This is a genomic window from Myxococcota bacterium, from assembly GCA_040387835.1.
Classification (GTDB): domain Bacteria; phylum Myxococcota; class UBA727; order UBA727; family JABDBI01; genus JAZKCZ01.
On sequence record JAZKCZ010000001.1, the window covers coordinates 84,342 to 102,915 of the forward strand.

The following is an 18,574-nucleotide window of genomic DNA, read 5'->3' on the forward strand; positions in this document are numbered from 1 at the left end:
ATACTGACAATATTATATTGTTAGACTAGAAGTCAAATCGCTTTGCAGTATTCGAGTAAAGCGGTTTCAGTCATAAAGCCTAGGTCTTCCCCTGTTCTCGTTCGAACTGCTGCACCTTGCTGTTCAATCTCTTTGTCGCCAATAACCAGCATCAACGGTACTTTTGACATTTGAGCGTCTCTGATTTTGGCGCCTAATTTATCGCTACCCATTGGGACAGTCACTCTAAAACCAGCGTTTACCAGTGCACGTTCAAGATTTTTCGCGTAATCCAAATGCCTATCAGCAATACCCAAAATACGAATCTGTTCAGGAGCAAGCCAGAAAGGCAGGGCACCAGCGTGCTCTTCGATCAAGATCCCCATAAAACGCTCCAGGGATCCTAGGAGCGCTCGGTGAATCATCACCGGTCGTTCGTTTTGGCCTTCGGGGTTAACAAAGTTCAAATCGAATCGCTCAGGGTTATTAAAATCGAGCTGAACGGTTGAGCATTGCCACATGCGGTCTAAGCAGTCTTGAAGTTTAATATCAATCTTAGGACCGTAAAAAGCACCGCCGCCTTCGTCGACCTGGTAAGTTAAGCCATGACGTTCAATGGCACGCTTAAGACTCGCCTCAGCTTTTTCCCATTCTTCTACTTCACCCACAAATTTTTCAGGCCTTGTGGATAGATTAACTTCAAATTTAGAGAAGCCAAACTTGTTAAGCACCATTAAAACGAAGCCGATTACACGATCGAGTTCTTCGTCAATTTGATCCCAACGGCAGAATAAATGCGCATCATCCTGGGTGAATCCACGCACGCGCATGAGGCCGTGCATGACGCCAGCAAGCTCGTAGCGATAGACCGTTCCAAACTCAGCGTATCTAAACGGCAGCTCGCGATAGCTGCGCATTTTATTCTTAAAAGTTAAAATATGAAAAGGACAGTTCATGGGCTTGAGGACATATTCTTGTCCATCAACGTCCATCGGCGCGAACATGCTGTCGCGATAGAACTCCCAGTGGCCGGAGGTTTTCCACAAATCAGACTTCGCAATATGCGGTGAGAAGACCATCTCGTAGCCGTGCTTAAAATGCGCGTCGCGCAGATAGTCTTCGATGGCAACGCGCACTCTCGCGCCTTTAGGAAGCCAAGTGACTAAGCCTGCGCCGATCAAAGGATCGGATACGGAAAACAACTCAAGCTGAGGACCCAGTTTGCGATGGTCTCTCTTTTTGGCTTCTTCAATCTTATGCAGATGGGAATCCAGCGCTTCTTGCGATTCAAATGCGATGCCTGAAATGCGCTGCAACATTTCGCGGTTTTTATCTGCGCGCCAGTACGAGCCTGATACGCCGGTTAGTTTAAAAGCTTTGATGCTGCTGGCATTTGGAAGATGCGGCCCGCGGCAAAGGTCAACGAAGTCGCCGTTTTGGTAAATGGTGACAGTATCACTCGGGATCCAATCTAAAATTTCTTTTTTATAGCGCTGACCAAGTTTTTCGAACAAGCCGTAAGCTTCAGCTTTGGGAAGTTCTGTTTGCTCAAACGCATCGCCTTTTTTAATCAGGCGCTTCATCTCGGCTTCAATTACCGGCAAATCTTCGGGGACGACTGGCCTGCCAATATCGACATCGTAATAAAAACCATCTGAGTGGTCTTTGGGGCCCATGGTGATTTGCGCTCCCGGGTACAGCTTGATTATCGCAGCAGCAAGAACGTGTTCGCAGCTATGACACAGAGTGTCCCGAGGATTTTCATGGGCATGCATTGGTAGGCACGGCCGGTATCGAACCGGCGACCCCTACCATGTCAAGGTAGTGCTCTACCACTGAGCTACGCGCCTGCGAGCGGTGAATCAATCAATATTCGCTGCGTTTGTCAAGACGCCTTCGGGCGGATTATCACCAACCTCTTAACGGGTATCCGTTCCCATCGGTAACCTCATTTCTTCCAAATCTAATTAAATCTGCAAGCCACCAGCAGGCAGCCCCCAACGAAAGAGTCGCATGCGCCCCTAAAAGCAGCCCATTTTTGCCTTCTTTTGCTTTGTTCAGGCCAGAGGCAATAGCCACAGCAACCGTTAGGATTAACTGACCCGCGCCTTGCCCATTATTGTTTACGTAAAACTCCCCAGCGCCAAGCAGTCCGAAAAGCGCCTGAAGTATGAAGGCAGGCGCTTGGCTTTTTTCCTTGTAAGAGCAGGCAGCTTTGGGTAAATCGCTCCACCCATCTAAGCACTGACACTTTCCATCGGGGTTGCAAAAAGCTTGGCCGTCACACTCATTCGTTGACAAGCATGGTGCTCCGGAAAAGTGGGTGCTGTTGTTGGCGAGCACTGAGTGAGACAGAAAAACGAAAGCAGCTAAAAGTAAAATGCGCATTGTAATCTCCCAAGCTTTTCAAGCTAGTTTCCACGGATGATATTCCAGCCGTTATCCGAGTGTGGGAGCGTTTCGTAACGGTCCATTCTGAGTTTAAGTTGTTTTAAAGGGCCATCTTTCAGCGCTGCAGTCTCGCGAGCTATATCTTCATCGCTGTATTGAAGCGCGGCTTGGGCTGCGCTTAGAAATTTAATTAAAAGCTCGTTGTCTACGTTGAAAGCTCGATCGAATCCGCTAAGGGCTCGTTCGAAAGCCTCTCTTCTGAAAGGACTTTGGTAACCAGCAGCTCGTTCCAATTCGTCAATATAAGCGCTTCTAACAAGGTAGTCGGTATGAAACAGAGCTGCTTCTGGATGCTGATGAACTTTAAGCAGCAATATATGAGCATCTTCAACGCTTAAGTTGCTTACGTTCGCTGTTTCGAAGATGTTTCGCACCATATCCAAAGATAGATGTCGGTTTTTAAGCAGGTCGATCATTTTCTGATGTAGTGCCGGCTCCGGCATCGTTTTTAATAGGATATGTCTGGCGAGTTCCAAGTTATTGTTGTCCATTGCGTAAATCAGCGCAGGCAAACGTTGGAAATTCGGGTGGCATACTTCTGCGGCAGTCATTTTGTCGATTAATGCTATGCCAATTTCCTCGTAATGTTTGAGCTCCTTTGCTGCGCAGCCAGCCAAAGATCTTTGAGCTAACAAATTTAAAGCATGGTTATTTTGCCTGTCGAGAACGGCAATTTCTTCGTCGGGCATCTTCTCTAGAATTGACTGCGTTATGTCCGCGCTGCCAGTAATTAGAGAACGCATGAGCGCATTTTGGCCAAGGTGGTTGGTAACTTTCCCAGGTACCCGGGGCAAAGAATTAGTTGTAAAGACATCTTCTAATTCTAAGTTTGGCGTAGCCGAGTCGGCCCCCTGAGCTGCAGGAAAGGTAAAGATGTTTAGTTTTATCGGGTTGGTCGGTAGGATAGGCATCTTGAAGCAACAAACCAAAAGCTCATTCTATTGAGCCAACTTGCGAACAGCTTGCGCCCAAGTACGCTGGCTATGCTCTGCGCGTGAAGCGACGCTTTCTTTGTGGCAATTCTGAATTTGCAGCTGTTCGGCCGGTGTTTTGGCTAAAATGGCTTCTATCTCACGCTTTAAATCGAATTCAATTGCAATCATTAGCGCTGTATTCCCTCTCATATTTTGCATGGCAAAATCTTCAGGAGCCATTTTGTTTATTACGGCCAAGGCGACAGTATCCCCTATTTTTTCGAAAGCGCGCATTAATAAAGTTCGACCACTTTCATCTTCTCGCCATCTTAGTTGCGCAGATGACATTGAAGGCAAGAGGCGAAAGAAATCACTCATATTGTGTTGGATCGCTTCGTGTATTTCTGTCACACCATCCATTTCTGAGGGCAATAGTGATGGGTTTTCCCGCCTAATCTTCTCTTTGCTTTCGGCTCTAGCCTCCCCTAAGCGTTGCAAATGCTTTAGTTGAAAATCGATCTCGTCTGTATTCATTGATCTTGGCGTAAGAAACGCAAAAGCGGGATGCGCAGATGCGTGGCAATAACCTTCCCATGTTGGAATCTGCATTCGGTTTACAGAGGAACCTTGATTACCCATGAATCGGTTATATTTGCCCATCGGACCTTCTGCGCTTGGTTCGAAAGTATCTTTAGGGGAAAATGGTTCAGAGGGAGCGCTCTCCGACGGTTCTTGAGTGGGCCAGTATTTGGTGGGCAAGTTAGTCGCTGGTCGTATGGGCATGAACCTTTTTTCGGTGGGTTTCGATGATTGTTGCTTTAGGCTTTTCTCTTCATTGTACCCAAAGTTCGGATTCAGCAGGTGTAGGGGCGGGGGCTCTGTCGTTCACTTGTACGTGAACGGTCCTGCTAATGCCTGCTTGCTCCATGGTGACGCCGTATAATTGATCGGCTTTTTCCATGGTGCGCTTATTGTGGGTGATCACAATAAATTGTGAAATCTTTGACATTTCGGCCACCATTTGGCTGAAGCGGTCTACGTTAGCTTCATCTAATGGCGCGTCCACTTCGTCTAATAGACAGAAAGGGGAGGGCTTGATGAGGAAGATGGAGAAGATCAGGCTGGTGGCGGTCAGCGCTTTCTCACCGCCGCTCATGAGTGCAATAGAGGCAAGTTTTTTGCCTGGCGGTTGGGCGAAGATTTCCACGCCAGTGTTTAAGAGGTCTGCTGGATTGGTTAGCTCGAGCCACGCTTTGCCGCCTCTGAAGAGTCTTGGGAAGACTTGAGAGAAGCGCTCATTGATGGCGTTGAAGGCTTCTTCGAAACGCTGTTTGGTCGTTTCATTGATTTTTTGAATGGCGGCTTCTAGTTGGCCTAGGGCATTTGCTAAGTCTTCGCTTTGGGTGCTTAAGAAGGTGTAGCGTTTGCCGAGTTCAGCGAATTCTTCGATAGCGCCTTGATTGATCGGGCCTAGGTTATCCAGTTGGCGTTTAAGTGTTTTAAGCTCGGCTTCGCTGGTTTCGGCGTCAAAGTTTTTATGATGATAGTCGTGGATGATTTGCGCTGGGAGCAGTTGGTACTTGTCGTAAAGGCGCTTGTTTACGGCTTCAAGGGATAGTTCGGCTTCGCGAATTTCTAGGAGTAGTTTGTGCGTTAGCTTCTGCAGAGCATCGATGTCTTGGCGTTGCTTTGAAATGCCGGCTTCTAGGCCTGCCAGAACTTGTCTTTGTTTGGCGCAGGATTCTTGCTCGGCGATTTGGTTTTGCTTAAGCGCCGCGAGTTCTTTGGTGGCTGTTTCGATTTTTTCGGCGGCTAGTTTCGCTTGTGCGTGCAGCTGGATTTCATCTTCGGAGAGTTCGCTGAGTTGCCGGCTTAGGTTTTGGATTTGAAGTCTGATGTCTTCGATATTTTGAGTGGTTTGTTGTTCGGATCTGGTTAAGTGGCTTAAGCGCTCTTTGGCTGAAGCGGCTTCGATTCTAATGTGAGTGAACGCTTCGCTTTGGGCTGCGAAATCGGTTTCAAATTGGGTCATCTGAAGCTGATGAGCGGAGAGGTCCATTTCCAACTTTTGATGCACTTCTAGAGCTAGGGCCCATTTGTCTTGTAGGGCTTTGAGTTGGTCTTCTGAATAGGCTGGGTTGACTTGCAATTTGGCCGATTCGGATTCTAGTGCTGAAATTCTTGAGCGCAGGCTCTTGTCACTGCTTTCGCGGTTTTTGAGAGCTTCTTCTAGGCGGGCTGCGCTTAAGGAGATCGTTTGCTGTTGAGTTTTCAGGGCGTCTAGCTGATCGCGGGTGCTTTGTTGTTCTTTGGTTAGGACTTCGATGGCTAGAGTGCTGGACTCTAGTTCGGATTGAAGCGTGGTGAGTTCGGCCTGAAGGGCAGCGATCTCGCGTTTTTTGACTAAGAGGCCGGCGCTTTTTACGCGGTCGCCTGCAACGCATGAGCCGTCGATGTCGTAAAGTTCACCGGATTTGGTGATTAGGATGATGCCTTCTTGGCGGGCTTTCGGCCATTTTACAAGCGCTTCTTCGGTGTTTTCGACAATGTCGAATTTAAGCGGGTTGTTGGTGTCGGTGAAAAAGCGCAAGCGGCCTTTTTGAGAGAGTTCGAGGCCTGTGAGCAGATCTTGAACCAGGTAGGCTTCTAGGCGATCGCCGCAGGCGTCTTCGATCAGGCTTTCGAAGGATTCTGGGATATCGACTAGCTCGCCTGCGCGCTTTAGGCCGGCGTGTTCGGGGCGCTTTGGATCTTTCAGCGATTCGATGAGGGCGCTTAGGCGGCCTTGTTTGGAGGCGAGGCTTGCTGCTAGCTTTTGCTTTGATTGATTGGCTTCGTTTAGGCGGTTGTTTAGTTCGCTGAGTGCCGTTTGAGCTGCGCTGATTTCAATTTGACGCGACTGTTTTTCTTCGTTTGTCTTTTGAATGTCTGCGGCAAGCGACTGCCTTTGGCTGTCGGCGGCTTCGAGTTGAGTTTTTAGAAGAGCGGTCTCTTGTTCTAAGGTTTTTTCCCGCTGTTTGGCTTGTTCGCGCTGTTGAATGCGCGAGTTGATTTCGCCCTGAGCTTGAGTGGCTTCTCGGGCCGCCTGCATGATCTTGGATTGAATTAAGTTGGTTGTTTGATGATAGCCAGCGCGGGTAGCGGTTAGCTGCTGCAGGTTGGCGGAGGCGATGCTGACGCGCTGTTCTACATTGGCGTTTTCGGCGGCAACGGTTTGTTTTTGGAGGGCGAGTTGCTCTTTTTCTGCGTTGAGTTGTAGCAGTCGTTGCTCGATGCGTTTGGTTTCGTCAGCAGTGTGCAGGGCTTGCTTTTGTTTGGAAGCAAGCGTGCTTTCGGTAAACTGGATATCCCGCTGGGACAGCGCGATGGAGCTGTCTACGGCTTGGATCATGCTTTGTGTGAGGTTCAGCTTTTGCTGCGCATCGTTTAGCAGATCACGTTCCGTTTGGACGGCAGCTTCATGGCTGGCGATGGCTTCTAATTGATTTAAGAGCGCTTCTTCTGCGGCGCTGTGTTGGATGCGGTGAAACTGAGCTTGGTTGGTGAAATCGAAGAAACGGATGCTGGCTTCATGTAGCTCGAAATCGCGGATTTGGGCGTTTAGATTTTGAAAGCGCTCGGCTTTTTGGGCTTGTTTTTCCAAAGAGCCTAAGCGTTGCTCGACTTCCTTGGTAATATCATTAATGCGAAGTAGGTTTTGGCTGGTGCTGTCCATTTTTCGCTCGGCAGCAAGCTTTCGCATTTTATATTTGGTGATTCCAGCGGCTTCTTCGATGATTTGGCGACGGTCTTCTGGTTTTGCTTGTACTAGGCTTGCCACTCGGCCTTGTTCGATTATCGAGTATGCTTTGGTTCCTACGCCGGTGCCCAGAAAAAATTCAGTGATATCTCGCAATCGGCAAGTGCGTTTATTGATTTCATATTCGGAGTCGCCGTTTCTGTAGAGACGTCTAGTGACTTCAATTTCATCGAAATGACTGTATTCGCTAGGAACTAATTGACCGTCGTTTTCCAGTGTTAATGACACTTCTGCGAGGCCCATGGGTCCGCGATTTTGTGATCCATTAAAGATAATATCCTGCATTTGATCGCCACGCAGGTGTTTGGCGTTTTGCTCACCCATAACCCATCTCAGGGCATCCACGACGTTCGATTTGCCACAACCATTGGGCCCAACAATTCCTGTAACGCCAGCATCAAAATGAATAACCGCTCGATCGGCAAATGATTTAAAGCCAAATATTTCCAGCCGCTTAATCCGCATGGGCTTAGACTAGACAATTTTTGAAAGTAGTGCTATCCAGGTCCCTCTTTTTTACGCTTGCTTGCCCCGGAGTCTACCATGCGATCCAAAGGAACCCTGGTATTTTTATTTTATACCCTAGCTACTTTATTAGTAGGTACGGTGTTTACCCTTGCAACCCGAGAGATCTTTGGGTTTTTCAGGGTAATGGATACCCCATTGCTCGGACAAAATTTCCTTTTGTCAAACTTGGTAGGATCGGCGCTCGCGCTTATAGCTCTGATTTATAGTGCTTTTTTGAATCAAAGGGCTAGAGACTTTATCGAACAATGCATTGAAGAATTGCATAAAGTCGCATGGCCTTCTTGGATGGAAACACGGAAAGCGACCTTCACGGTGATTCTGGTGTCTTTGATTGCAGCGCTTATATTAGGCTTTTTTGACTCTATTTTTGGTTGGCTATCCAACCATGATTTCTTTTTGGGATAAATTATGACCGAAACAACAGCAGATTTAAAATGGTATGTCGTGCATACCTATGCAGGATTTGAGAACAAGGTAAAAAAAGGCCTTGAAGATAGGATCGCTCAGTATTCGATGGGAGAGCGATTTGGCGAGATTTGGGTTCCGACCGAAGTTGTAGAAGAAATTAAATCGGGCGTTCGTAAGTCTCAAAGCCGTAAATGCTTTCCAAGCTACATATTAGTTCAGATGGACTTTTCAGATGAAACTGCGCATTTGGTGCGTAACACTGCGAAAGTAACTGGCTTTGTGGGTAATTCTAAAAAGCCTGTACCTTTGAGCGCTGCTGAAGTTGAACGGATGCATGCGATGGTGCATGGCGCCCCTAAAGTCCGGGCGAAGATTGAGTTTGTGGAAGGCGACCAAGTCAAAGTAATTGAAGGTCCGTTCGCAAACTTTAGTGGCGCAGTGGAAGAAGTGAAGCCCGAAAAGCAGAAACTGCGTGTTTTGGTATCTATTTTTGGCCGTGCAACACCTGTTGAATTGGATTACGCGCAAGTAGAGCGTATTGCGTAATTCCAAAAGTCTGCCTAAGAAAAACGAGGAAAAATTATGGCAAAGAAGATTACAGCATTTATTAAGCTGCAGATTCCGGCAGGAAAGGCCACACCAGCCCCACCAGTAGGACCTGCGTTAGGTCAACACGGCCTCAATATTCCAGGTTTCTGTAAAGAGTTTAATGCTCGGACACAGGATCAAGCTGGAATGGTGATCCCGATCGTGATCACGGCTTATTCCGATAAGTCTTTCACTTTCGAGTGCAAAACACCCCCAGCATCGATTCTGCTGAAGAAAGCTGCCGGCCTTAAAACCGACAAAAAGCCAGGTGCAGGAGCTAAAAACCCAGGCAAGGAAAAAGTTGGTAAAGTGACCCTCGAACAAGTTGCTCAGATCGCTAAAACCAAAGCGCCTGATTTGAACTGTTACGATGTGGAAGCTGGAATTCGAATCATTTCAGGTACTGCCCGTTCTATGGGCATTGAGGTTGGGGCTTAAGAATGTCAAAGCACGGTAAAAAATTTATTCAGGCGAGCAAAAAAGTTGAACCTCAAAAGCGTTATGCTGTGAGCGAAGCTTGTGCTCTTGTCAAAGAATGCAAAACTGCAAAGTTTGATGAATCGGTTGATGTTGCGATGAACTTGGGTGTAGACCCGAAACACGCTGACCAAAACATCAGAGGCGCAGTCGCTCTGCCTCACGGTACCGGTAAAACTGTCCGTATCGCTGTATTTGCTAAAGGCCCTAAAGCTAAAGAAGCTGAAGATGCTGGCGCAGATGTGGTTGGTGCTGAAGACTTGGCTACCCGCATTGAAGGTGGCTTCATGGACTTCGATAAAGTGATCGCATCGCCAGATATGATGGCTGTTGTGGGTAAACTTGGTAAAGTTCTTGGACCTAGAGGTCTCATGCCTAACCCTAAAGTTGGCACAGTGACCATGGATGTGGCTAAGGCTGTTAAAGAAATTAAAGCCGGTAAGATTGAATTCAAGGTTGATAAGACTGGAACACTTCATGCACCACTCGGTCGCGTGTCTTTTTCAGTTGAAGATCTTCAAAACAATTTGAAAACTTTGTTTGCAGCAGTATTGCGCGCCAAGCCTGCGACTGTTAAAGGTCAGTACGTACGCAAAGTAACTCTATCATCAACGATGGGCCCTGGTGTGAAACTAGATGTGTCCCAGATGATGACTGTAGCTGAGTAGTATTTAAGATTTTGAGTCAATGACAGCAGGGGCTTTTTTAATAAAGCTTAAACAACCTGCCGAGACATAAGTGTGAATTTTCCGCGAGGATTAAACAGCGCATGTCTCGATTTATTTTAAGGAGATGTGCGAATGGAACGAGCGGATAAACAAGAACAGATTGAATTTTTAAAGGGTGTTTTTGGTTCTGCTGAGTCAATTGTTTTGACCAGCGTCCAAGGCCTGAATGCCACCCAAATAGCCACGTTGCGCCGCAACCTTCATGAGGCAGGCGTTGGTTTTAAAGTAATTAAGAACAAATTAGCTCGCATCGCTTCTGACAGCACTCCTGTCAAAGCTTTGTTCGAAGACTTCGCAAACTCAACCGCAATCGCGTGGAGTGACACAGACGCTGTGGCACCTGCGAAGATTTTGGTTAAGTTCCAAGAAGGACTAGAGAAATTTGAGATTAAGGCTGGCTATAACGCTGGTCAAAGACTGGATTTGGCACGGATTAAAACATTCGCCAAATTGCCAAGTCTGGATGAATTGCGTGCGCAGTTGTTGGGCGCCATTAATGCTGTACCGGCTAAGTTGCTGGCTCAGATTAACGCTCCAGCATCGCATGTGGTGGGTGTAATTTCGGCAAAAGTAGAAAAGGATAAGGAGTAGTAAAAATGGCAACAAATATTGAAAAATTAGGCGAAGAACTATCGGCTCTTAGCATCTTGGAAGCTTCAGAGCTTGTCAAAATGCTCGAAGACAAATGGGGCGTAAAAGCCGCATCCGGTGGTGGCATGATGATGGCAGCAATGCCTGCAGCAGGTGCTCCTGCAGCAGCAGCTGAAAAAACTGAGTTCGACGTTGTTCTTGAAGCCGCTGGCGACAAGAAGATCCAAGTGATCAAAGTCGTTCGCGAATTGACAGGTCTTGGCCTCAAAGAAGCTAAAGATCTCGTCGACGGCGCTCCTAAGACCGTGAAAGAACACGTGTCCAAAGCTGACGCTGAAGCAATGAAGACAAAGCTTGAAGCAGAAGGCGCTAAAGTCTCTATCAAATAGTTAGAACTTTAAGCGAGTTAAATCGGGAGAGGGTTTCAGTAAAATGAAGCCACCTCCCGATTTTTTTATGGCCTCACCCCCAGCCCCTCTCCACCAAGTGGAGAGGGGAGTAATCAACGTTTTCAAGTCCCTCTCCAGGTACTGGAGAGGGATTTAGGGTGAGGTTACACCCGTCTCAAAAACGCCACCCAGGTGCCGCCGTATTTCTTCTCGCGAACAAATTCATAGCCTTCTGGCAAGGTGAAGTCTTCTTTGCTCTTGCAGCGAAAGACCACCAAAGTATCTTCATGGAGGCAGGGCTTTAAGTCTGACCAAAATGATGCTTCAAGCTTCAGGGTATAAGGCGGATCGACAAAAACCAGGTCAAAAATGCCTTCTCCAACAACGTTATATTTAACGAAAGTTAAGGCATCACATTCACGGAGTTTGCAGACTGAACCTAATTTGAGCTTGGCGATATTCGCTTTCACGCAGGCGGCAGTTTCACGGGATTTTTCAGTGAAGAACACAGTTTTGGCGCCTCTAGAGATGGCTTCAAAACCGTAAGCGCCGCTGCCTGCGAATAGATCGAGCACTTTGGCGTCTATAATATGTGTGCCTAAAGACGAGTAAATGGCTTCACGCACTCTGTCGCTTGCTGGTCTTACAAGATTTTCATCTGCTTCATTTGGGACGTTAAATCTTTGGCGCACCATTGTGCCGCCGGTTATTCTGAGTGTTCCTGCCATGGGCTTTATTCCTTAGAGCATGATTTTGTGTCATACAAGCGCTTATGCAAGTTGCGCATCAGGCTGTAAAACAAAGTTCATTAAAACCGGTCGTTTTGATAGCAAAAAATCAAAAGCAGGCTGAGCTGTTGTACCGGGACGTTCGGTTTCTTTTGGGTGAGCAGGCTGGTTTGGCATGGTTGTTAACGCCTGAAGAGCGCACGCCTTATCAGGCGACTTCACCTGATCCCGTCTGGCATATGGAGCAATTAGCGATTCTGCAAAAATTGGTTGCGGATGAGCCATTTAAAGTTTTGATCATGGCACCTCAGATGCTGGCGGTTAAGATTTTGCCGCCTGAAGTACTTTTGGATGAGCTTGAGTTTCTTTCTCACGGGGGCACGATTCCGCGGGATGAATTGGTGAAGCAGCTTTTGCATGCTGGTTATACTCAGGTAACTTCGGTTGAAGATCCCGGTACTTTTTCGGTGAGGGGCAGCATTGTCGATTTTTATTGGACGGGGAATGCCCATCCTGTTCGTGTGGACCTTTTCGGGGACGAAATCGAACGGTTGTATTTCTTCGATGCGGGAACGCAAAAAAAGATAGAAAATTTGGACGAGTCCCGCTTTGGCTTGGTGCGCGATATTTTACTGACCGATGCCAATGTCGCGCGAGCCACGCAGGCGCTGAGAGATTTGGCTGACGAGCTAGAATATCCAACGCCTAAACTTCGGGAGAAGCTGGCGGATTTATCTAATCGCATTGCTTTTTTTGGTGTTGAGGGATTTTTGCCCGCTTTTTATGAGCGGCTTGGGTCGATTTTTGAATTGCTGGGTGGGGCGCAGTGGCTGTTTGAGGATTTTGAGGGTGTTTGGGATGCAGCGATGCTGCAGCAGCTCGATTATGAGGCGCATTATAAGACGGCTTTGGTTCGAGGGGAGTTGGCTTTTGAGCCTGCTGGGTTTTTGTGGAGGAGAAGTGAGATTGAGGGGTTGGTGCCTACGGGTGCGGGGAGCCCTCTTCCCATTTTGGTTAGCCAAAATCTCTCTCTCCCGGAGGGAGAGGGTAAGATCTTGGCGTTGGTTAAGAGGGTACATGAGCTTCACCGAGATGGGGTTTCGGTGCTGCTGCCGGTTGGTGGGTTGGCGGGAGTGCATCTATATAAAGAGTTGTTGGAGTCGCATGGAGTTCAGGTGCGGCATTTAACTTCGACGTTTAGCTTTTTTGCGGCTTTTCAATTTAATACGTCCATTCATGCTTATACTTTTGTCGCAAAGCCCGAGCCTCCAGCGCAGAGTTCAGTGTTTAGTGATCTTGGCTACGCAGTATTTTCGGAAGACGATGTTTTTGGCGTTAAAGCCAAGCGGCAGGTCGGGAAAAAAGGTGGCTTTAAAACCACCCTGGCCGATTTGGAAGTGGGCGATCCGATTGTTCATGTGGACCATGGGATTGGATTGTTTAAAGGCCTAACGCGCTTAAACGTGCGGGGCATTGAACAAGATTATTTGCTGCTGACTTATGCAGGTGAAGACAAATTATATTTGCCGGTGCACCGCATTAATTTGATCCAGCCTTATTCAGGGGCCGAAGGTCAAAATCCTCGCCTGGATAAACTTGGCGGGCAGGGTTGGCAGACACGTAAGAAAAAAGTTCAAGAAGCTGTGTTGGCCATGGCTCAGGATCTACTCAACTTGTATGCCAAGCGCGAACTGGTCAAACGGCCGTTGTTCAAGGCGCCTGAAAGTCATTACGCAGAATTTGAAGCCGAGTTTCCATTTGAGACGACGCCAGATCAACAAAAGGCTATCGATGATGTTTTGAGCGATATGCAAAAAGACAAGCCGATGGATAGGTTGATTTGCGGTGATGTTGGCTACGGCAAAACAGAAGTTGCCATGCGAGCAGCCATGCTGGCTGTATTAAGCGGCAAGCAAGTGGCTGTTTTAGCACCTACGACGATTTTGGCCCAACAGCACGGTATTACATTCAGAGAGCGCTTTAAAAGCTCCGGCGCCCGGGTGGAAGTGGTGAGTCGCTTTCAAAAAGCGAGCCAAATTAAGGACATATTGGCTGAGGCTAGAGATGGCAAAGTTGATATCTTGATCGGGACGCATCGAATTTTGTCTTCGGATGTTGGCTTTAAGAATTTAGGTCTTGTGATCGTTGATGAAGAGCAGCGCTTTGGCATCAAAGACAAAGAGCATTTGAAAAAACTTCGCACGCATACTGATATTTTGACGCTATCGGCCACGCCGATCCCCAGAACGCTTCAGATGGGCTTTTTCGGTATTAGAGATTTGAGCGTGATTGAAACGCCTCCGGTCGATCGCAGGGCCATTCGAACGTCTTTGGTTCGTTTTGAAGACGAAATGATTCGAGAAAATATCTTGCGTGAGTTGCAGCGCGGCGGTCAGGTTTACTTTGTTCATAACCGCGTCAGCAGTATTTATGCGCGGGCTGACTACCTGCGTCTTTTGATCCCTGAGGCACGTATTGAAGTGGGCCATGGCCAAATGAACGAACACGATTTGGAAGACACCATGATTCGGTTCATGAAGCATGAGTTTCATGTGCTGGTATGCACAACTATTATAGAGACAGGCATCGATGTGCCTACAGCTAACACGATGTTTATCGACCATGCCGATGATTTTGGTTTGGCGCAGCTTTATCAGTTGCGCGGGCGTATTGGTCGTAGCAAAGAGCGTGCATTTGCTTATTTGGTGATTCCAGGAAGCGAAGAGACGCTGACGCCTATTGCGCGTAAGCGGCTGGAGATTTTGCAGCGCTTTAGTGAACTGGGAGCAGGATTTAGAATCGCGCAGCACGATCTGGAGCTTAGGGGCGCAGGCGATTTGCTAGGTAAAAGTCAGCATGGGCATGTGGCAGCAGTGGGTTACGATTTGTATTCGGACCTCTTAAAAGAAGCGGTGGAGCAGCTGAAAGGTCAAGCGCCGCAGGAAGCACCGGATCCAGATATTCAGGTGCCTCAGGCAGCGTTAATCCCTGAAAACTATATTTCTGATTTGGGCGAGCGCATGGGTTACTACCAACGCTTGGCCAGTGCTGAAACCGAAGGGGCTCTGTACGAAGTGATCGATGATTTGCAGGCGCAGTTTGGTGGTGTGCCTGAGGAAGTTCATGCTTTGGTGCAGGTCATGATTCTTAAAAAAATGCTGCAAAAGCTATTTTTGTTAGGTCTTGAAGTTACTAAAACGCATTTGGTGTTTTCGTTGGGAGATAGAGCGCGGCTCGATCCGTTGAAACTAGCCGAGTTTGTTAAGGCACAAGCAGCCGCGTGGTCGCTAACACCCAAAATGAAACTGCTCTTTGCGCATGATGGCAAAGAGAGCTGGTTTGAGCTAGCGAAGCGAGCTTTAGGTTTGATTGCCACACATGGCGTTTGAACCAAAGCCAATGCGCGTATTTTTACGATCGAAATGAACGTAGTAATTTTCCATAGTGACTTGGCCTAAAATATTGAGGCCGACGCCAGCGTTGGACCCAAATCCGAAGAAGCATTGACCGTTGTCTAACTTTTTAAAGTAAGTGCTCGGCTTTATGCTTAAAGTAGTGGAAGGATTCCCTATGGCAATGTCGACATCAGGTAGGTTCGCTAAAGCGCTGTTTTCAGGACAACTGATATTCTTGCCTGTGCCGGTTGGTTTTGAATTATTCTTGCAATCAATCCCGGTTATTCCTGCACCGCCTTTAGATTCAATTTGTGCGACAATTGCACACAAAACTGCGTTTGGGACAAGATTCAGTGTTGTCCCGCTGTCAACGATTGTGGCCATTGTGGAATCGAACGAGCCCATGCTGTTGCCGTTGATGCTGACGGTTGGCGTATTAATCACATAGTAGCTCGGGTCGATTGTGGGTGTATACACAAAGGTGCCCTGAAATGCGCTGCTGGTGCCGCCGAAATTTATCTTGCTGTTGGCGTTATTTACGCCGCATAGCAGCATCGCAAATTCATCTAATATCGGCGTGCTTGTCTTCGCTGTTTGATTTACCAGTTGGCCAAAGAAAGCATGTTCTGGTGGATAACCCGCAGGGTAGAGTTCCTTTCCTCGGTAGGCTAGCCCCAGAATGTTTTCGTTTTGGGCAGAGCCTGGTTGGATATACCCATACAGCACCGGCTTAATGGCAGTTTGATTCAAGCAATTTAGGCCTACAGTTCCATGATACCCGTCAATGGTGTTATTACCGCCGGCACCATACATTATGCTGTATGTGCCGATAGATTGTCCGGAAGGGGTAAAATTCTGACCACTCGCTAGGTCTAAGTTGGAGCTTCCTGTATCGGCAATGGCAATTACTGGCGTGCCATTAACCTCCAGCGAGACATGGTATTCAGAGCCGCGGGTTTGCAATGGGCCTTTAAAGATTTTGTTTGTTTGATGAGCTAGAGGCACGCCTTCAGTATCGCAGACAGGTTGCTCTGCAGATTTGCAGGCCGTGAGTGCCAAGATAATAAGCAGAATGGGTAAGCAGTTCATGCTGCCTACCATAGCGTTAAGGGTTTTTTGAAAGCAACAAAGCTTCAAGCGTTAGTTGGGCATTGGCGTGTCTTTTCAAATTTTCTTGAGCTTTAAATAGCGCTTCTTTGAATTCTGCAGAGGCGTCTTGACTCCAGGCAGTAAAGAGTGAGTTCAAGTCCGCTTTGTCTTTGATTAAGCGGTCGATGAGCTCAATCCGGCCAAATAAACTTGTTGGAATTTCTGGCGCTTCAAGTTTATTGGCTGGGGAGCCGCCGAAAAAGATGCGTTGGCAGCGAGAAACCAGCGTTGGAAGCAACGAGCGGGTGTCGGGGGCTAGCAAAATAAAGAATTGGCCTGATCTGGGCTCTTCAAGCGTTTTTAATAAGGCGTTGCTGGCCTGCTTGTTGAGTAGGTGTGCCTTGGGGATAATCCAAGATGGATTACCTGATGCGCTGATTAAATCGCGTATTTGATCAACTTTGATTTCGGACTTTTGTTCGTTTTCAGGTTCTAAAAATCTGAGGCGCGGTGAGCGCTTTTCTAAAACGTGTTTGCAGCTGGTGCATTCACCGCACCCATATGGGATGGCTTTATTTTCGCATAACAGCCCTGCGCCGAGCTGCAAGGCTGTCTGCTCTTTGAGATCTTCGTTCTCGCCCAAAAATAATAGAGCGGTTCCGAGGCGATTTTTGTGAATCGCATTCGTGAAACGTGCCTTTAATTCAAACATAGGTGACATAGTTGCATAAATACACTAAGAGACTAGAGGGACAATACGCAATTATGCAATCTTTGTCCCCTTTTTTTGAAGCGGCAAGTGCCTGAAAATATTTCGATTTTATATTATTGAAGAAATAATCGAGTTATTAAACAAATTAGTCTAGAGGACTCGACGTCTTCTGCCGCCTTAAGAGAAGATAGTATTAGATAAAGGGTTTCCCAAATGCAAACCCGTTACAGGAGGACTTGAAAATGGCTGAGAAAGTCGTGCGCGCAGGAATTGAGCGCAAAAAAGGATGGCTTTACTATCTTGATAAAAATCTGAACGTCTATCGTGCGAAAATGGTTCGCGGTGGCGAAAAGAAGAAAAGAGGTGAGCATCCTGAATTGGTCTTGAAGACCGACATGAAGAGAGACCAAAACTTCTTATATTACGTAGATAAGGCCGGTGATATCGCTCGCGTTAAAGCAAGCCGCGGGGGTACTGCTCGAAAAGGCAAGAAACGTCGTAGAACAGCTGAACAAAGGAAGGCCATGTTAGCAAAGAAATTAGCCGCTAAGAAAAAGAAAGTTGACGCCAAGAAGAAAAAAGTTGCAGCACAAGCTAAGAAGAAAGCCGCAGCTCAAGCTAAGAAAAAAACCTTAATGCTTAAGAAAAAAGCAATGGCTGACAAGAAAAAAGCCGCTGCAGTGAAAGCAAAGGCCAAAAAAGCTAAAAAACCAGCTGCTAAGAAGAAATCAGCTGCCAAAAAGCCAGCTGCTAAAAAAGCAGTCGCTAAGAAAAAACCAGCTGCCAAGAAAAAGCCAGCAGCTAAGAAAAAAGTAGCTGCCAAGAAAAAGCCAGCTGCTAAGAAAAAACCAGCTGCTAAAAAGCCAGCTGCTAAAAAACATAAAGCAGTAAAAAGCTCAGGCAGCAAAAAATCAGCTTCTAAAAGAGCTGCTTAGTTCCTGAGACGAAAATCTTGAAAAAGCACGGGCTAATCCCGTGCTTTTTTATTATGCTAGAAGCAATCATGGAATTTTATGTTTTCCTACTCATTTTTATAACCGGTGCCTGCGTTGGCAGCTTTCTAAACGTGGTTATCCTGCGTTTGCAGAGCAATGAACACCGATTCTTAACCCAGCGATCCTATTGTTATCACTGCCGGAGGACGCTTTGGATTCGTGATTTAATACCCATTGTCTCTTGGTTCTTTTTGCGTGGCAGATGCCGATTTTGCCGAACGCGCGTGTCTTTTCGGTATCCGGCGGTTGAGTTTTGCGTGGGTCTTTTTGCCCTGATATGCGCTCTATTTGCGGGAAACTTGGTGCAGGCATGCGACGTGTTTATATTTTGCACGGTTTTGCTTGCCATTGGTTTGATTGACTTGGATTCATGGATGATTCCGTTGCAATTGCCTGCGATCATGACCGTAGCTGGCTTGTTTCTGGGCTATTTTCAAAGCGGATACCTGTTTGGAGATCGTTTAATTGGGATGGCTGCCGGTTTAACGTTCTTTTCTGTGTTTTTGTTAACATCAACTTGGATTTTAAGAGCGTTAAAGCGCTTGAAAGCCGATGAGTACGCCATGGGATGGGGCGATCCAATTTTAATTGGCGCGATTGGGGCAGGGCTTGGATGGCGGCCGCTGCCGATTATGATCCTGCTGGCAAGCTTGCAGGGCATCTTAATGTATAGCCTGTTTACCTGGACACGTAAGCCTTTACCTGAGGACGACTGGGTGCCGCCTCAAAAATCTATGCCTTTTGGGCCATTTTTAGCGCTGTCTGCGATTGAAATCAGCATGTGGAATTTGATATATTATTAA

At 47.2% G+C, this 18,574-nt stretch carries 17 protein-coding genes and 1 tRNA gene; 9 read left to right on the forward strand and 9 right to left on the reverse strand.

Going from position 1 to position 18,574, the window contains the following annotated elements; genetic code table 11:
- Positions 1-32: 32 nt before the first annotated feature.
- From thrS to V4534_00415, 6 genes are all read right to left on the reverse strand, one after another.
- Positions 33-1,754, reverse strand: coding sequence for a threonine--tRNA ligase (gene thrS / locus V4534_00390; GenBank protein MES2503318.1), 1,722 nt, complete (start codon positions 1,752-1,754; stop codon positions 33-35).
- A tRNA-Val gene (locus V4534_00395) sits at positions 1,755-1,829 on the reverse strand. It abuts the gene before it with no gap.
- Between the two features lie 58 nt (positions 1,830-1,887).
- A complete protein-coding gene (locus tag V4534_00400) occupies positions 1,888-2,367 on the reverse strand; it encodes an NINE protein (protein MES2503319.1) in 480 nt (159 codons plus the stop codon).
- A 23-nt stretch (positions 2,368-2,390) separates the two neighbouring features.
- Positions 2,391-3,173, reverse strand: coding sequence for a hypothetical protein (locus tag V4534_00405; protein MES2503320.1), 783 nt, complete (start codon positions 3,171-3,173; stop codon positions 2,391-2,393).
- Between the two features lie 195 nt (positions 3,174-3,368).
- Complete coding sequence (locus V4534_00410) at positions 3,369-4,127, reverse strand: hypothetical protein (protein MES2503321.1); 759 nt, start codon at positions 4,125-4,127, stop codon at positions 3,369-3,371.
- 49 nt (positions 4,128-4,176) lie between these two features.
- Positions 4,177-7,608, reverse strand: a complete 3,432-nt coding sequence (locus V4534_00415; protein ID MES2503322.1) for an AAA family ATPase — start codon at positions 7,606-7,608, stop codon at positions 4,177-4,179.
- A 186-nt stretch (positions 7,609-7,794) separates the two neighbouring features.
- On the opposite strand from V4534_00415, the gene secE reads away from it, so the two are divergent.
- From secE to rplL, 6 genes are all read left to right on the forward strand, one after another.
- Complete coding sequence (gene secE / locus V4534_00420; protein ID MES2503323.1) at positions 7,795-8,076, forward strand: preprotein translocase subunit SecE; 282 nt, start codon at positions 7,795-7,797, stop codon at positions 8,074-8,076.
- 3 nt (positions 8,077-8,079) lie between these two features.
- On the forward strand, positions 8,080-8,625 hold the full coding sequence (gene nusG / locus V4534_00425; protein MES2503324.1) for a transcription termination/antitermination protein NusG: 546 nt from the start codon (positions 8,080-8,082) through the stop codon (positions 8,623-8,625).
- Positions 8,626-8,661: 36 nt separating this feature from the next.
- Entirely contained in the window at positions 8,662-9,105 is a 444-nt protein-coding gene (gene rplK / locus V4534_00430) for a 50S ribosomal protein L11 (protein ID MES2503325.1), read from the forward strand.
- Between the two features lie 2 nt (positions 9,106-9,107).
- Complete coding sequence (gene rplA, locus V4534_00435) at positions 9,108-9,812, forward strand: 50S ribosomal protein L1 (GenBank protein MES2503326.1); 705 nt, start codon at positions 9,108-9,110, stop codon at positions 9,810-9,812.
- A gap of 132 nt (positions 9,813-9,944) precedes the next feature.
- A complete protein-coding gene (gene rplJ / locus V4534_00440; GenBank protein ID MES2503327.1) occupies positions 9,945-10,463 on the forward strand; it encodes a 50S ribosomal protein L10 in 519 nt (172 codons plus the stop codon).
- Between the two features lie 5 nt (positions 10,464-10,468).
- Complete coding sequence (rplL, locus tag V4534_00445) at positions 10,469-10,852, forward strand: 50S ribosomal protein L7/L12 (protein ID MES2503328.1); 384 nt, start codon at positions 10,469-10,471, stop codon at positions 10,850-10,852.
- 164 nt (positions 10,853-11,016) lie between these two features.
- Here rplL and rsmD read toward each other — a convergent pair whose 3' ends face one another.
- On the reverse strand, positions 11,017-11,580 hold the full coding sequence (rsmD, locus tag V4534_00450) for a 16S rRNA (guanine(966)-N(2))-methyltransferase RsmD (GenBank protein MES2503329.1): 564 nt from the start codon (positions 11,578-11,580) through the stop codon (positions 11,017-11,019).
- Positions 11,581-11,624: 44 nt separating this feature from the next.
- Between rsmD and mfd the strand changes: the two genes are divergently transcribed.
- Positions 11,625-14,969 (forward strand): transcription-repair coupling factor, encoded by a 3,345-nt coding sequence (gene mfd / locus V4534_00455; GenBank protein ID MES2503330.1) that lies wholly within the window; start codon positions 11,625-11,627, stop codon positions 14,967-14,969.
- On the opposite strand, the gene V4534_00460 is transcribed toward mfd, so the two are convergent.
- Positions 14,940-16,064, reverse strand: a complete 1,125-nt coding sequence (locus tag V4534_00460) for a pepsin-like aspartyl protease (protein ID MES2503331.1) — start codon at positions 16,062-16,064, stop codon at positions 14,940-14,942. The genes mfd and V4534_00460 overlap by 30 nt on opposite strands.
- Positions 16,065-16,080: 16 nt before the next feature.
- Complete coding sequence (locus V4534_00465; protein ID MES2503332.1) at positions 16,081-16,776, reverse strand: hypothetical protein; 696 nt, start codon at positions 16,774-16,776, stop codon at positions 16,081-16,083.
- A 524-nt stretch (positions 16,777-17,300) separates the two neighbouring features.
- Here V4534_00465 and V4534_00470 point away from each other — a divergent pair.
- Positions 17,301-17,711 (forward strand): hypothetical protein, encoded by a 411-nt coding sequence (locus V4534_00470; protein ID MES2503333.1) that lies wholly within the window; start codon positions 17,301-17,303, stop codon positions 17,709-17,711.
- A 53-nt stretch (positions 17,712-17,764) separates the two neighbouring features.
- Entirely contained in the window at positions 17,765-18,574 is an 810-nt protein-coding gene (locus tag V4534_00475) for a prepilin peptidase (protein MES2503334.1), read from the forward strand.

Excerpts from the sequence above, each read along its gene's own strand:
- V4534_00410 (MES2503321.1), bottom strand. The coding sequence starts at position 4,127 with ATGCCCATACGACCAGCGACTAACTTGCCCACCAAATACTGGCCCACT.
- rplJ (MES2503327.1), top strand. The coding sequence starts at position 9,945 with ATGGAACGAGCGGATAAACAAGAACAGATTGAATTTTTAAAGGGTGTT.
- rplL (MES2503328.1), top strand. The coding sequence starts at position 10,469 with ATGGCAACAAATATTGAAAAATTAGGCGAAGAACTATCGGCTCTTAGC.
- rplA (MES2503326.1), top strand. The coding sequence starts at position 9,108 with ATGTCAAAGCACGGTAAAAAATTTATTCAGGCGAGCAAAAAAGTTGAA.
- nusG (MES2503324.1), top strand. The coding sequence starts at position 8,080 with ATGACCGAAACAACAGCAGATTTAAAATGGTATGTCGTGCATACCTAT.
- rplK (MES2503325.1), top strand. The coding sequence starts at position 8,662 with ATGGCAAAGAAGATTACAGCATTTATTAAGCTGCAGATTCCGGCAGGA.
- secE (MES2503323.1), top strand. The coding sequence starts at position 7,795 with ATGGATACCCCATTGCTCGGACAAAATTTCCTTTTGTCAAACTTGGTA.
- rsmD (MES2503329.1), bottom strand. The coding sequence starts at position 11,580 with ATGGCAGGAACACTCAGAATAACCGGCGGCACAATGGTGCGCCAAAGA.
- mfd (MES2503330.1), top strand. The coding sequence starts at position 11,625 with ATGCAAGTTGCGCATCAGGCTGTAAAACAAAGTTCATTAAAACCGGTC.
- V4534_00475 (MES2503334.1), top strand. The coding sequence starts at position 17,765 with ATGCTAGAAGCAATCATGGAATTTTATGTTTTCCTACTCATTTTTATA.
- V4534_00470 (MES2503333.1), top strand. The coding sequence starts at position 17,301 with ATGTTAGCAAAGAAATTAGCCGCTAAGAAAAAGAAAGTTGACGCCAAG.
- V4534_00465 (MES2503332.1), bottom strand. The coding sequence starts at position 16,776 with ATGTTTGAATTAAAGGCACGTTTCACGAATGCGATTCACAAAAATCGC.
- V4534_00405 (MES2503320.1), bottom strand. The coding sequence starts at position 3,173 with ATGCGTTCTCTAATTACTGGCAGCGCGGACATAACGCAGTCAATTCTA.
- V4534_00460 (MES2503331.1), bottom strand. The coding sequence starts at position 16,064 with ATGAACTGCTTACCCATTCTGCTTATTATCTTGGCACTCACGGCCTGC.
- thrS (MES2503318.1), bottom strand. The coding sequence starts at position 1,754 with ATGCATGCCCATGAAAATCCTCGGGACACTCTGTGTCATAGCTGCGAA.
- V4534_00415 (MES2503322.1), bottom strand. The coding sequence starts at position 7,608 with ATGCGGATTAAGCGGCTGGAAATATTTGGCTTTAAATCATTTGCCGAT.
- V4534_00400 (MES2503319.1), bottom strand. The coding sequence starts at position 2,367 with ATGCGCATTTTACTTTTAGCTGCTTTCGTTTTTCTGTCTCACTCAGTG.